The organism is Janthinobacterium aestuarii (assembly GCF_051380835.1).
Taxonomy (GTDB): Bacteria; Pseudomonadota; Gammaproteobacteria; order Burkholderiales; family Burkholderiaceae_D; genus Janthinobacterium; species Janthinobacterium aestuarii.
In genome coordinates this window covers 208,139-222,394 of the sequence record NZ_JBNYXU010000006.1, presented here as the reverse complement: position 1 = coordinate 222,394, position 14,256 = coordinate 208,139, and the positions used below count along the sequence as shown (strand labels likewise).

Sequence of the window (14,256 nt, the reverse complement as noted above, 5' to 3'; positions counted from 1 at the left end):
TCGGTGGACACTTCTGCTTTCACAGTGGCGTCCAGCGAATCGAGAAGTTGCTGTCTCGAAAGAAGCGGGATTATAGGGACTGCTTTCCAGCCTGTCCAGTGCTATCTGCAGGCGGCGCGCAAGCGTGCGGTGGCGGCGCGCCGCTTGGGGCTACAATACCAACCAGACAGGGGCGTTTGTGCCTCCCCTAATGCATGACGGCGGGCATTGAACATCATGACCTATTTAACTGAGCTTAGCGGCGGCGGCCCGGCGGGGCAAGAGCCCGTGCGGCAGACTCACTGTTGCAGGATTTCCGATGGCCAAGCATGACCGCGAGCAAGACCTGCTACCCCCATCAGCGCCGCTGAGCCTCTCCGACGAGCGCCTGTCCAACTTGCTGGAAAGTATTACCGACGGCTTTTGCCTGCTCGACCGCGACTGGACCATCCGCTACCTCAATACGCGCGGCGCCGCCATGCTGGCGCCGCAGCACGCGCCTGGCGCCAGCCTGACGGGCAAGAACCTGTGGCAAGCCTGCCCCGACCTGCATGGCACGGAACTGGAAACGCAGTACCGGCGCGCCATGGCGCAGCAGCACAGCTGCAGTTTCGAGCTGCTGTATCCGCCACTGGGGCGCTGGCTGGAAGTGCGCATCTTCCCTTCCAGCGAAGGACTGACCACGTATATCCAGGACATCAATCAGCGCAAGGCGGCCGAGGAAAACTTGCGCCACAGCGAGGAAGACTTGCGCGCACTGGCCAATTCCATCCCGCAACTGGCCTGGATCGCCAGCTTCGACGGCACCATTGCCTGGTACAACCAGCGCTGGCACGACTACACGGGCACTACTGCGGAACAGATGGCGGGCGACGGCTGGAGCATCGCCTATGACGCGCAGCACCTGCCGCCGATGCTGCAAGCGTGGAAGGCCGCCTTGCGCGACGGCACACCCTTCGAAATGGAGTTCCCCATCCGTGGCGCAGACGGCCAGTACCGCTGGTTCCTGACGCGCGCCAATCCCGTGCGCGCCCGGGGCGGCCAGCTGCTGCGCTGGTTTGGCACGAGCACCGATGTCGACCAGGTCAAGCGCGCGCAGGAAGCCTTGCGCGATGAAACGCGCGTGCTCGAGTTGCTCAACAATACGGGAGCGGCCCTGGCCGGCACCCTCGATTTGCCTGCCCTGCTGCAGGAAACCGTCGATGCGGCCACGCGCATCAGCGGCGCGCGCTTCGGTGCCTTTTATTATGACGATGCGGGCGATATCCACGACAGCGCCGCCCCCCTGCCATCGGCAAGCGCCGTCAACGGCATCAGCCTGCGCCAGGCCGACGCCATCGCCACGGAATTGCGCCAGGGGCCGGCCATGCGCCAGAACGACTTGCTGGCCGCGCCCGACGCCAGCGCCAGCGGCGCGCCGCCGCTGCGCAGCTGCCTGAGCCTGCCCGTCAGTTCGCGCTCGGGCCTGTTGCTGGGGCGCTTGCTGCTCGGCCATCCGCAAGCGGGCATGTTCAGCGCGCGCAGCGAGCGCATCGTCTCGGCCATCGCGGCCCAGGCCGCCGTCGCGCTCGACAATACGCGCCTGTACGCGGCCGCCACGCGCGCCGCCGAAGAGCGCAAGGTGCTGCTCGACAGCGAACGCGAGGCGCGCGCCGACGCCGAGCGCACGAACCAGCTGAAAGACGATTTTCTTACCACCCTGTCGCACGAACTGCGCACGCCGCTGTCGGCCATCCTGGGCTGGGCCCAGGTGCTGCGGCGCGGCACGCGCGACCAGGCCGACCTGCACCGGGGCCTGCAAAGCATCGAACGCAATGCGCGCGCGCAGGCGCAACTGATCGAAGACTTGCTCGACATGAGCCGCATCACCTCCGACAAGGTGCTGCTGGACCTGCAAACCATCGTGCCCGCCAGCATCATCGCCGCGGCCATCGAAACCCTGCGCCCGGCGGCCGACGCCAAGCACATCGCCATCCACAGCAACATCGCCAGCGATGCGGGCACCATCACGGGCGACCCCAGCCGTATCCAGCAAGTGATCTGGAACCTGCTGTCGAATGCCCTGAAGTTCACGCCGCAAGGGGGGCGGGTCGAGATCGGCGTGCGCCGCGAGGCGAGCCGCCTGGCCATCACGGTGGCCGACAACGGCGTCGGCATCAAGAAAGACTTCCTGCCCCACGTGTTCGACCGCTTCCGCCAGGCCGACGCCTCCACCACGCGCCGCCATGGCGGCCTGGGGCTGGGGCTGGCGATCGTCAAGCACCTGGTGGAGCAGCATGGCGGCACGGTCACGGTCAGCAGCGCCGGCGACATGCAGGGCGCCAGCTTTACCGTGCGCCTGCCCCTGGGGACGCGGGCCGCCCCGGCACGCCCGAAGGGCGGCGAGCTGTCCGCCAGCCACGACTTGCGCGGTGTCACGGTGCTACTGGTCGATGACGAGGCCGATGCGCGCGAACTGACGACGCGCATCCTGCGCGACTGCCACGCCGAAGTGCATGGCGCCGGCAGCGTGGCGCAAGCGCTGCAACTGCTGGACCAGGTGCACCCGCACGTGCTGATCAGCGACATCGGCATGCCCGACGCCGATGGTTTCGACTTGCTGGCGCAAATCCGCGCACACGCCTCCCCCGATGCGGCCAGTCTGCCCGCGCTGGCGCTGACGGCGTTCGCGCAACCGCAGGACCGCCGGCGGGCGCTGGCCAGCGGCTTCCAGGCCTGGGTCTCGAAACCGCTCGACCCGGCAGAGCTGCTGGCGGCCGTGGCGCAGCTGGCCGCGTCGCGCGTCAGCACCGACGCCCGTGAACAGGGGCGCAATACACGGCCCTAAAAAGATGATGCAAAGAAATACATAGTGCAGTACAAAATGACTATTTTCATGGGTTAGCCTTCCTACTTTCAGACGCGGCACTGTCCTACAAGCAACTAAGCGAAAGTTTGCTACACTGAAATGCAGAAGCACACCTGCACGGCAGGCTGGAGACGGCGGGCTTGGCCGGCTAGAACGGCATAAGCGAACTCAAGCGCTGTTGTGCGCCCTATCTTGTTGCAAGGCGCTACTATCTTTCCACTGCCGTCAGCCCATCAGCTGCGGTAGAAGCCAGCGTTGCATAGACCGTATAACCGAGACCTTACATGCCCAGCCAAGATGAGATTTTGAAAGCCAAAATTTTGGTCGTCGATGATTCACCCGACAATGTTGACCTGATGCTGGAAATCCTGCGCGATGCAGGCTATACCAATGTCGCGGCCACCATGCGTCCGGCCCAGGTTTGCCCCCTGCACCGGGAGCATTGCTACGACCTGATCTTGCTGGATCTGCAAATGCCGGAACTCAATGGTTTCCAAGTCATGAAAGGCTTGAAGGAAATCGAGCATGGCGGCTACCTGCCCGTGCTGGCCCTGACGGCACAACCGAGTTTCAAGATCGCCGCCCTGGAAGCGGGCGCGCGCGATTTCATCAGCAAGCCCTTCGACCTGATGGAAGTGCACAAGCGCATCCACAACATGCTGGAAGTGCGCCTGCTGTACAAGGAACTGGCGCAATACAGCAAGCAGCAGCAGGAACTGGCGCTGCACGATCCGCTGACGGGCTTGCCGAACCGGCGCCTGCTGGAAGACCGCATCGAGCATACCTTGCAACAATCGGCCCGCAGCCGCGGCAAGTCGGCCATCCTGTACCTGGACCTGGACGGCTTCAAGGCCATCAACGACAGTTACGGCCACGGCTATGGCGATGAAATCCTGAAAATGGTAGCGGCCCGCCTGGTGGGCGCCTCGCGCAAGGAAGACACGGTGGCGCGCATCGGCGGCGACGAATTCGTCATCGTGCTGGGCAACCTGGCCGGCAAGGGCGACGCGCGCGAACCGGCCGCCAAGCTGATCGAAGTCATTTCCGAGCCGTATTTCATCAACGACCTGACCCTGCGCCTGTCGACCAGCATCGGCATCGCCATCTACCCGGACGACGCGAGCAGCGTCGACTCGTTGCTGGGCGCGGCCGACACGGCCCTGTACGAAGCCAAGCGCGCCGGCAAGAACCGCTTTTGCTGCATCCCGCACGAAGTGATCGCCGCGCAGACACAGGTGAACATGCAAAAAAACAACATCCCGTCGATCGCCTGAGTTTCTTACCGCACAGCACGCAAAAAAACCGGCAAGCCTTCATGGCCAGCCGGTTTTTTTATGCGCACGATGCTTATTTCTTGCCAGCGGCCACTTCTTGCTGGCCTGCGTGCTGGTGGTCCGTTTGCGCATCGACCGTTTCGGGCGGCACTTCGATGCGCGTGATGCCTGCATCGACGGAAATCGGGTCGCTGGCGGGGAAGGTCATTTCCACGGCGTCGTCGAGCAGCTCTTCCTTGGCCCGCTCTTCGCCGCTCATGCCCTCTTCATCGGCCAGGATGGCCAGCGCGCTGGCCCATTTGACGAAATTGAGGTTGGCCAGTTCGCGCACGGTGTGCACGCCAAACGCTTGCTGCAAGGCCTTGGCATCCTTCGGGCTGACGCCGCGCAGGGCGCTGATGGGCGCATTGACGATGTCGCGGAAGCTTTTGTCGAGGTATTCCTGGTCGACGATGGTATCGATATTCATGGCATATCCTTTCGTTTCGGTAAGCGGGGCATTGCTGCATGGAGAAAATGCATGACACCACTATGGCAGCGTGCGGCGCCCCGGTATGTGCGCAGCCGTACGTAACGGCAGGAACGGCACCTGCTGGCGCAAACGATAATATTGCCTACAATATAAAAGTGATGGAAGGAGATCAAAATTGCCGAAAAGACAGAAATTTTCCATCCATGCGCCCCGCGATGAAATCCTCATGTATGATCCACAACTTGAATTTGGTCCTCACCTTTCACCATTCACGGGGCGCTATGTCCGCACAAACAGATCCGAACAAGGAAACGGCCCAGGCCGATGCGGAACGCGCCGCCGATCTCAGCGAGTTGCTCGGCCATGTCAACACCAGCTGGGACAATGAACGGCGCGCCCTGTCGCGCCAGCTGCACGACAGCCTGGGCTCGTCGCTGACGGCGCTGACCATGCACCTGTCGCTGCTGACGCAAAAGATGCCGCAGGAAGCGGCCCTGCTCGACCGTGCGGCGACCATGAAGCAATTGCTGCTCAATGTGATCGAGACCAACCGCCAGATGCAGATGAAGCTGTGGAACGACAAGCTCGAGTTTCTCGGCGTGAATGTGGCGCTGGGCGAGCTGGCCGCGCAATTTGCCGAACAGCACAAGATCACCGTGCGCTGCAGCCTGCCCGAAGATGAACTGATTTGCCCGCGCAACGTGGGCGTGGCCCTGCTGCGCACCCTGGAAGAAGCGCTCGGCAACATCGCAGCGCATGCGCAGGCAAGCGAAGTGGACATCATCATCGACGACAATGACGAAGCGCTGATGATGACCGTCAAGGATGACGGCGTGGGCTTACCAGCCAGCGAGCCCGTCGAAATGAGCAAGCACGGCCTGCGCTCCGTGCGCGAGCGCGTGCATTACCTGGGCGGCAGCCTGAGCCTGGCAGCCAATCCGCAAGGCGGCACGGCCCTGACCGTCGTTTTGCCGCGTATCACGCCAAAAGAATAAGGCGCCGCTGCCAGCGCACTGCCAGCATCATTGGCCGGGCCATACAATCTCTTGCGGCGGCACCAGCATCGCGCCAAGCAAGGCCTTGCGTCTGTCATGGTCAGCCAATCCACCGGCACCGCCAGCGAGCGCGGCCAGGAAATATCCCACACGCAGCACATCCGTCAAACGCACCAGCAGCGCCTCATCCCCAGGCAGCGGCACATGCATCACAAGCAGCGCCAGCGCACTTTGCCAGATATCGGCTTGCGCCGTCCGCCAGCTGGCCGAGGCCAGGAAGGTATCCAGAGACTGTCCCAGCTGCAAATGCACGTGCGCCAGCAAGGCGTCGCGGCTCATCTCGCCTGGCATCGCTTGCAAGGTAACTCGCCATGCCACACATCCCGCCAAGGGGAGCGGCAACGCGGCCGGATCCGCGATGAAGCGCGCCCGGCCACAGCCCTCTTCGCGATAACGCAGCGCCAGGCGCTGCCTGTCTTGGCTGCCGTCGGCATCCGTGCAAGACAGCAACTGCTGGTAGAAGTCGAGCTGCTCCGGCACCAGTCCCAGCCTGTCCATGGTCATGTAACGTGACTGTATGTCGGTCTCTTGCGGCCATTTCGATGTATCGTGCATAGGTTTCCCGCCAAGGTGTGAACTGCGCTGTCTCCGGCATGCCGGGCGCAGGCCCGGCAAAACGCATGGTATTCTTTCTCAAGTATAAGACAGGTCTTTTCCCTGCGCGGCATGCTGGCGAAAAATAGTTGCCTTTCAGCCAGTATCCGCATGTAGGTCCAACGATACGCCTACAATCCCTATGACAGGAGGCAGCATGCAACGATTCATCCCCACCCTGCTGGCAGCGCTGCTGGCCATGGGCGCCGCCCAGGCCGCCGACAATACCGTGCCGCCGCCGGAAACCGTGGACAAGCTGGCCTGGCTGGCCGGCTGCTGGAACGTCGACGGCGCCGAGCCCGGCTCCGGAGAACAATGGAGCACGGCTGCCGGCGGCACCATCCTCGGCACCAGCCGCACCGTCAAGGGCGGCAAGACGACAGCGTTTGAATTCGTGCAGATCCGCCTCACCGAGCCGGGCCAGCTGGCCTACATCGTGCAGCCGTCGGGCCAGCCGCCCGTGATCTTCAACCTGCTGCGCCAGGACAAGCCGAATGAATTCATCTTCGCCAACCTGGACAATGACTTCCCGAGCCGCATCATCTACCGCCACGACAGCGAGCACATCTTGCACGCCAGCATTACCGGCACCGTGAAGGGCAAGCTCACCACCATAGCCTTCCCCATGACGCGGGGCCGCTGCGAAGCGGCACCAATTCCGCGTAGCAAATAAAAAGGGGCCTCGCTGCCCCTTTCTGCTCGGATATCAGCGTGCTTAATGCAGCTTGACCTGCGGCGTACTGCGCTTGATCAGGAAACGGCCCATGGCCATGACGGCCGTGCGCACGCTGCCCAGCACGGCGTTGTGATGCATCAGGTGCAGGCTGACATACATCATGCGCGCGACAAAACCTTCGACGAACCAGCTCAGGCCCTTCAGCGAACCCATCAGGGTCCCGACCGAGGTGGTGCGGCCAAACGACACGAGCGAACCGTAGTCCAGGTATTCGTACGGCTTGGTTTGCGGCGGCCTGCCCTTCGCTTGCAGCAGGAAAGTTTTCACCAGGTAATCGGCTTGCTGGTGGGCAGCCTGGGCGCGCGGCGGCACCAGTTTGCCGTCCGGCCCCATGCAGGCGGCGCAGTCGCCGAGCGCGAAAATATTCGCGTGGCCCTGCACATTGAGCATGCCCGTCACTTCCAGCTGGCCGGCGCGGTTGGTCGGCAAGCCCAAGGTGGCGAGGAATTCCGGCGCGCGGATACCGGCTGCCCACACGCAGATATCGGCCGCATAGCTGGTGCCGCTGGCCACCGTCACCTTGTCGGTTTCGATCGTGGTGACGCGCGTATCGGTCACCACGGCGATGCCATGCTGGTGCAGCAGTTTCGAGGCGGCAATCGACACGCGCTCGGGCAGCGGCGCCAAAATGCGCGGCGCCCCTTCGAGCAGCGTGATGCGCACATCCTTGATGGCGTTCAGATTCTGGAAACCATACGCCGCATACACGCCGCTCGCTTCGCGCAATTCGGCCGCCAGCTCCACACCCGTGGCGCCGCCGCCGATGATGACGATGTCGACACCGGGATGGCCCGCGTCGCCCTGGCGCTGCTCGGCCATGGCCAGCAGTTTCAGCAGGGTCAAACGGAAACGTTCGGCGTCTTCCGTGGCATTGAGGGAAATCGTGTTTTCCTTGGCACCAGGCACGCCGAAGTAATTCGACGTGCTGCCCACGGCCAGCACCAGCTGGTCATAGCTGACCTGACGCTGCGGCAAGAGCTGCTCGTCCTTGTCGGTGGCGATGGCGCCCACGGTGAGGCTGTTCGAGCCGGCGTCGAGCGCGATCAAGGGACCATAGACATAGGTAAAACCATTGTCATGCGCCAGCATCTGGTACGACAGGCCCTCTTGATGAATGTCCAGGGTGCCGGCCGCCACTTCATGCAGCGACGGCTTCCAGATGTGGTACAGGCGGCTGTCGACCAGGGTGACCTGGCCGGGGCCGAGCTTGCGGCTGAGTTTGCAGGCCAGCTCCAGGCCGCCTGCACCTCCCCCTACGATAACGATTTTACTATGCAAATATCCTCCTGCCTGTTAATCCTTGTGCCCGTTGCCGTGGCCTCGGCCATTGCCATGGCCCTTGCCCGGCTTGTCATCATGCTTGTCGCGCTTGCCTTCATGCTTGTCGCGCTTGTCATCATGCTTGTAGTCGTGACGGCTGCGGTCGCCGTAATCGGGACGGCCGTGGTCGCCATGCTGCTGGCGGTAACGGGGCACGTATTGGTTGTTGTACCAACTATCTTGGACGAAATATACCTCTTGGTTGCAGGCATTATACTTGCGGCAGTGCTTGGACCAGTGTTTGGCATGGCCGGGCGGCACGCGCAGATAGATCGGACGGGCCGAATAGTATTGCGGCCGCTGCACGATGACGGGCTGGGCATAGATCAATTGCGGCGCGGGATAGTCGCCGATATCGAGGCGTCCGTAAAAGCCTGGCTGGCCGACGGTAACGGAGACGCCGACCTGGGCGGCGGCGGCGGTGGCTGCCGACAGCAAGGCGGCAGCAAGAATCAGGGTTTTCATGGTGACACTCCTTTTAGTTATGCCGTCATTGTAGACCTTGTGTGACCAACTGTTTGTTCGCAAGGACACATAAGGAACTCCGTCGCAATCTCACCACAGTTTGCTCAAGGGCACGACCACACCGCTGAACAGCGACCAGTCCGGCGACGACGCCGTCAAGCCGCGCGCCATGCCGATGTCGATGGCCAGCCGCGGCGTGGGACTGTAGGTGGCGGCCAGCAGCAGCTGCGCTGTGGCCGGCGCGCCGCGCAAACGCGCGCCCGACACTTCCGCAGTGGCGCCCCAGCGGCCGCTGACGGGCGTGGAAAAGGAGGTCGCCCAGCCCGTCTGCACCCTGCCGGTATGCGGGTCGGACGCCCCCAGGCGCGTGGCGTTCAGGTTGGCATCCACGTGCACGGCGCCCAGGTCGCGGCTGAAAATACCGTTCAGCGACATGTCGCTCTTGCCGCTGCCGATGCTGTCCTTGGCAGTGGGCAACTTCCAGCCCAGTTCCAGGCCCAGCGCCGTAGCGCTGTCGAGCAAAAAGGCGCGCTTGAGCACGACCGTCGTGTCGCCCACGCCCGTTTCGCGCCGCCCCGTGTCATCGCGCGCACGCACAACACCCTCGCCTTCGAGCAGCATGCCCCATTCGCGCGTGAACGCCAGTTTGAACGTGTACGGCAGGCTGGCGCGGCGCGTGTCGTCCGTTTTCGACAGCAAGCCGCCGGCCTCGAATTCCAGCTGGCCCGGCACGGACAGCTGAGCCGGACTGGCGACGGAAGGCCGGTAAGGCAGGATGGGATCGCCCTGCTGCGCCTGCGCCAGCGGCGCCAGGGACAGCAGCAAGAATAAGCAAAGCAAGCGGGGAGACGGCATGAAAGATCCGGAAGTGGCAAACGCGCAATAGCGACAGCCTACCACCGCCGCGCCGATTGCGCCCGGGCCCGCCGTTGTCAGGCCAGGCGCCGCACGTCCTGCCTGGCGGCCGGCGCTGACCGGCGCAGCGGCGTGACGTTGCTGGCCGCCGGCACGGCCATCTGTTGCGCCTGGGCATGCAGGCGGAAGACGCCCACCAGTTCCGTCAAGGTCTGCGCCTGGTCTTGCAGCGATTCGGCGGCGGCCGCCGCCTCTTCCACGAGGGCCGCGTTTTGCTGCGTCACCTGGTCCATCTGCAGCACGGCCTGGTTGACTTGCTCGATGCCGGCGCTTTGCTCGGCGCTGGCGGCCGTGATTTCCTGCATGATGTCGGCCACCTGGCGCACGCTGGTGACCACCTCATCCATCGTCTTGCCCGCGTCATGCACAAGTCTGGAACCGATTTCCACCTGCTCGACGGAGTCGCCGATCAGGGTCTTGATTTCCTTGGCGGCACTGGCAGAGCGCTGCGCCAGGTTGCGCACTTCCGCTGCGACGACGGCGAATCCGCGCCCCTCCTCGCCCGCCCTGGCCGCTTCCACGGCCGCGTTCAAGGCCAGGATATTCGTCTGGAAGGCGATGCTGTCGATGACGCTGATGATGTCGACGATTTTGCGCGAGGACGCATTGATCGATTCCATCGTCTGCACCACCCGCCCCACCACGGCGCCGCCCTTGCCGGCCACGTCGGACGCGGCGCCGGCCAGCGCATTGGCCTGGCGCGCATTGTCCGCGTTCTGCCGCACGGCCGACGTCAGCTGCTCCATCGACGACGCCGTTTCTTCCAGCGAACTGGCCTGCTCTTCCGTGCGCGACGACAAGTCGAGGTTGCCCTGGGCGATTTCGCCGGAGGCCGTGTTGATGGTGTCCGTACCCGAGCGCACCTGGCTGACGATGCCCACCAGCTTGTCGCGCATGGTTTTCATGGCGAACAGCAGGCTGGCGCTGTCGTGGCCGGCCGTGCGGATCTCGACAGTGAGGTCGCCCTCGGCGATGGCGCCGGCGATCTTGACGGCATACGCCGGTTCGCCGCCCAGCTGGCGCGTCAGCCCGCGCGTGATCAGCGCACCCAGCGCCAGGCCGGCCGCCACGCTGCCCAGCACGAGCGCGATCATGAAGCTGCGGCTGGCCTGGTACACGCCCGATGCCTGCTCGGAAGCGGCCTTGGCGCGCTCTTCCTTCTGCAGCGACAGTTTATCGAGCACGCCGTCGAGTTCGTCGGCATGGTGGCGCGTCTTGTTGAGCAATTCGACCAGTTGCGCGCTGCGCTGCTCCAGCGGTTCGCCCGCCGCCAAGGTCAGCGCCTGCCGCATGGTAGCGACGTACTCCGCTTCGACGGCGGCGAAGCGGGCAAACAGCTCCTTGGCCGCCGGCGTGACGAACAGCGGCTGGGCCTTGGCAAGATAGGCCCTGTTGGATTCGAGAAATTTCGTGATGTCGGCCTGACGCGTGGCGCGCTCCTCGGCGGTCGTGGCCAGCAAGAAATTACTGCGCGCGCGGCCCACCTTGATCAGGGCGATATTGGCTTCCTTGATGTATGACAGCCCCAGCAATTCGTTGTTGTACATCTGCCCCGCCATGGCATCGATCTTGCCCATGTTGACAATGCCGATACCGGCCACGATGGCCCCCATCAGCGCGACGCAAAAGAAGGCCGCAAGCAGGCGCGTCCCCACTTTCATTTGTTTCAACATGTTTCCTCCTAGGCAAGACGATAGCCAATAATTCAAGCGTATGACTTGAATATAAGGAAAAAACAGTCATTAAAATGCTCGGATTGTCACTAACCAACAATTCATTGATTTGCAGCAACATGCAAAACGGCTTGCCATGCTGGGCAAGCCGTTGCGATTGTCAGGGCCAGCTGACCATTATTAGTGGCCTGCGTGCCCACCCGGTTTGCGCACCGTCATCTCCACGCCGCTTTTTGTGACCGGCTTGCCCGCGCCCTGGCCGCGCACCGGTCCCGGCAAGGCGCCCGTCCATTCATGGGCCACGCTGCCGGCCGGGTGCTTGTACCAGCCGGGGTCGCGGTAGTCGCCCGGCTTTTGATCCTTGCGCACCTTGACCGTGGTAAACATGCCGCCCATGCCGATGGCGCCGAACGGGCCGTCTCCGGCCATCATCGGCAGGGTATTGTCGGGAATCGGCATCTGCATTTCGCCCATGTCGGCCATGCCCCGTTCGCCCATCACCATGTAGCCGGGCACGAGCTGGTTGATTTTCGCGGCCACGCCCTGGTGGTCGACGCCGATCATGGTGGGCACGTCATGCCCCATGGCATTCATCGTGTGGTGCGACTTGTGGCAGTGGAAAGCCCAGTCGCCGAGGTCCGTGGCGGTAAACTCCACGGCGCGCATTTGGCCCACGGCAATATCGGTCGTCACTTCGGGCCAGCGCGATTCGGGGCGCGTCCAGCCGCCATCCGTGCCCGTCACCTCGAATTCATGGCCATGCATGTGGATCGGGTGGTTCGTCATGGTCAGATTGCCCACGCGCACGCGCACCTTGTCGCCCTGGCGCACGACCATCGGGTCGATACCGGGGAAGACCCGGCTGTTGAAGGTGAACAAATTGAAATCCGTCATGGTCATGATCTTCGGCGTGTAGCTGCCCGGATCGATGTCGTAGTTGCTGAGCAAGAAGACGAAATCGCGGTCCACCTTCATGAAGTTCGGGTCTTTCGGGTGGGTCACCCAGAAACCCATCATGCCCATGGCCATCTGCGTCATTTCGTCGGCATGCGGGTGGTACATGAAGGTGCCGGGCCGCTTGGCAACGAATTCATAGACGAAGGTTTTGCCGGGGGCAATGCCCGGCTGGGTCAGTCCCGTGACGCCATCCATACCGTTCGGCAAGCGCTGGCCATGCCAGTGCACGCTCGTGTGTTCCGGCAATTTATTGGTGACAAAGATGCGCACGCGGTCGCCCTCCACCACTTCGATGGTCGGCCCTGGCGACTGGCCGTTGTAGCCCCACAGGTTCGCTTGCATGCCGGGCGCCAGTTCGCGCACGACGGGTTCGGCCACCAGATGGAATTCCTTGACGTTGTTGTTCATGCGCCAGGGCAAGGACCAGCCGTTGAGGGTGACGACGGGGTTGTAAGGGCGCCCGTTCGGCGGCGGTGGCGGCGCCTTCGTATCGGCGCCAGCCATGCTGACGGCTTCCGGCAACGATGCCGCACCGACTCTGCTCACCGCTGCGGCACTGAGGGCGACGGCGCCCGCATTCATGAAAAAGTTTCTACGTGTAATCATCATTATTCCTTGTTGGCTGGGCCGCTGCCATTGATGGCTGACTGCAATTCGGTTTGCGCGATCCAGAAATCGCGCTGGGTTTCGATGGCGCTGTTGACGCTGGCGACCTGTTCGCGCGCGTCGGCCAGCAGCTCGAAGACGCTGGCCAGCATGCCGTTGTAGCGCAGCAGCACCTCGTGCGAGATCGTCTTGCGCAGCGGCACGACTTCATCGCGGTAGTGGCGCGCCAGGTCGTAGGCCGTGCGATAGCTCGAATACGCCTCGCGCACTTCCGAGCGGGCTTTGACAGCTGTGCCCGCCGTGCGCTGCAGCGACTGCTCGTACAGCGCTTGCGCCTTCGCATTGCGCGCCGAACCCCAGTCGAACAGCGGCAGTTCCAGCGACACTTCATAGCCGTTTTCGCGCGGCGCCTCGCTGCTGCTCTTGTTGGTGTAGCCCACGTCGAGCACGTTGACGAAGCCCGTCACCTTGGACAAGCCCAACGCATCGGCCGTCGCATGCGCGTCGAGTTTCGCTCTTTGCACATCGAGGCGCTGCTCCATCGCCTGCGCCTCGATATTGCCCGCGTCCGCCGCCTGGGCCGGCAAGTCGGGCAAGCGCGACGGCAAAGTAAAGCCGGTCTGCTTGCCCCACAGGCCCAGCAAACGCGTCAGGTGCTCGCGCGTGGCCGTGGCCTGGTGGCGGGCGCGGGCCAGGTCGCCGACGGCATCCGCATAAAATACTTGCTGGCGCGCCTGGTCGAGGCGGCTCCAGTTGCCCGCCTGCTGCAAGCGCGTGGCCAGTTCGGCGCCCGCCTCGGCCGACAGCAGCGCCCGCTGCATGAACGCTTCCGTCTGCACGGCGGCCACGGCGTTGAAATAGGCGCGGCGCGTGTCGGACGCCAGTTGCACGGCGCTGCTGGCGGCCTGCAGCTTGGCTTGCTCGAAACGGCCCCGCTCGATGTTCACGCGCATCGGCATCGTCAGCAAGCCGGCCAGGTCGAAGCTGACGCCGCGGTCGATTTCATTGCCGTGGCTGCCGTGCGAGCGGCCGAACGACAGGCCGGGATTGCGCAAGCGCCCCGCTTGCACGAGGTCCGATTCGGACGCGCCCAGCTCGGCCAGCGCCACTTTCATGCCGTGGTTGTTCATCAGGGCGATGCGCACGGCGCTGTCGGCGTCCAGGGGCTGGGCCAGCAGGGTAGCCAATTTTTCCTCGCCGCCCTTGTCGGCCAGCGCCGCCGGGGCGCCCGTGCGGGTGTCGGCCAGCGCGGATACCGTCTGCATGCCGCCATCCTGGCTGAAGCTGGCGCAGCCGCTGAGCAGCAGGACGGCCGCCAGGGCCAGTGGCGTCAGGCAAGTTGATTGTGTGAAGCGGGCCATG

12 protein-coding genes are annotated in these 14,256 nt (G+C 63.8%); 4 read left to right on the top strand and 8 right to left on the bottom strand.

Annotated features, from left to right (window positions below):
- Positions 1-298: 298 nt before the first annotated feature.
- Positions 299-2,806 carry a hybrid sensor histidine kinase/response regulator gene (locus ACQ4WO_RS17545; protein WP_436482530.1) on the top strand — a complete coding sequence of 836 codons (2,508 nt, stop codon included), beginning with the start codon at positions 299-301 and terminating at the stop codon, positions 2,804-2,806.
- A gap of 305 nt (positions 2,807-3,111) precedes the next feature.
- Positions 3,112-4,101, top strand: a complete 990-nt coding sequence (locus tag ACQ4WO_RS17540; RefSeq protein WP_436482529.1) for a response regulator — start codon at positions 3,112-3,114, stop codon at positions 4,099-4,101.
- Positions 4,102-4,174: 73 nt separating this feature from the next.
- Here the strand turns inward: ACQ4WO_RS17540 and ACQ4WO_RS17535 are convergent, their stop codons facing one another.
- Positions 4,175-4,570: a hypothetical protein gene (locus ACQ4WO_RS17535; protein WP_436482528.1), complete on the bottom strand. Its 396-nt coding sequence runs from the start codon at positions 4,568-4,570 to the stop codon at positions 4,175-4,177.
- Between the two features lie 284 nt (positions 4,571-4,854).
- Between ACQ4WO_RS17535 and ACQ4WO_RS17530 the strand changes: the two genes are divergently transcribed.
- Positions 4,855-5,568: a sensor histidine kinase gene (locus ACQ4WO_RS17530; RefSeq protein WP_436482527.1), complete on the top strand. Its 714-nt coding sequence runs from the start codon at positions 4,855-4,857 to the stop codon at positions 5,566-5,568.
- 27 nt (positions 5,569-5,595) lie between these two features.
- On the opposite strand, the gene ACQ4WO_RS17525 is transcribed toward ACQ4WO_RS17530, so the two are convergent.
- The gene (locus ACQ4WO_RS17525) at positions 5,596-6,183 is read right to left on the bottom strand and encodes a hypothetical protein (protein WP_436482526.1); all 588 of its coding nucleotides are present in this window, start codon (positions 6,181-6,183) and stop codon (positions 5,596-5,598) included.
- A gap of 196 nt (positions 6,184-6,379) precedes the next feature.
- Here ACQ4WO_RS17525 and ACQ4WO_RS17520 point away from each other — a divergent pair, with 196 nt between their 5' ends.
- On the top strand, positions 6,380-6,895 hold the full coding sequence (locus ACQ4WO_RS17520) for a DUF6265 family protein (protein WP_436482525.1): 516 nt from the start codon (positions 6,380-6,382) through the stop codon (positions 6,893-6,895).
- Positions 6,896-6,937: 42 nt separating this feature from the next.
- Here ACQ4WO_RS17520 and ACQ4WO_RS17515 read toward each other — a convergent pair whose 3' ends face one another.
- The 6 genes from ACQ4WO_RS17515 to ACQ4WO_RS17490 all read right to left on the bottom strand — a co-directional run bounded on the left by ACQ4WO_RS17515 (position 6,938) and on the right by ACQ4WO_RS17490 (position 14,255).
- Positions 6,938-8,236, bottom strand: a complete 1,299-nt coding sequence (locus ACQ4WO_RS17515; protein ID WP_436482524.1) for an NAD(P)/FAD-dependent oxidoreductase — start codon at positions 8,234-8,236, stop codon at positions 6,938-6,940.
- Positions 8,237-8,251: 15 nt separating this feature from the next.
- On the bottom strand, positions 8,252-8,743 hold the full coding sequence (locus ACQ4WO_RS17510; protein WP_436482523.1) for a hypothetical protein: 492 nt from the start codon (positions 8,741-8,743) through the stop codon (positions 8,252-8,254).
- A 90-nt stretch (positions 8,744-8,833) separates the two neighbouring features.
- On the bottom strand, positions 8,834-9,568 hold the full coding sequence (locus tag ACQ4WO_RS17505; protein ID WP_436482522.1) for a transporter: 735 nt from the start codon (positions 9,566-9,568) through the stop codon (positions 8,834-8,836).
- Positions 9,569-9,675: 107 nt separating this feature from the next.
- A complete protein-coding gene (locus tag ACQ4WO_RS17500; protein ID WP_436482521.1) occupies positions 9,676-11,331 on the bottom strand; it encodes a methyl-accepting chemotaxis protein in 1,656 nt (551 codons plus the stop codon).
- A gap of 180 nt (positions 11,332-11,511) precedes the next feature.
- Positions 11,512-12,894 carry a multicopper oxidase family protein gene (locus tag ACQ4WO_RS17495; protein ID WP_436482520.1) on the bottom strand — a complete coding sequence of 461 codons (1,383 nt, stop codon included), beginning with the start codon at positions 12,892-12,894 and terminating at the stop codon, positions 11,512-11,514.
- 2 nt (positions 12,895-12,896) lie between these two features.
- Complete coding sequence (locus tag ACQ4WO_RS17490; RefSeq protein ID WP_436482519.1) at positions 12,897-14,255, bottom strand: TolC family protein; 1,359 nt, start codon at positions 14,253-14,255, stop codon at positions 12,897-12,899.
- Between the last annotated feature and the right edge of the window lies 1 nt (position 14,256).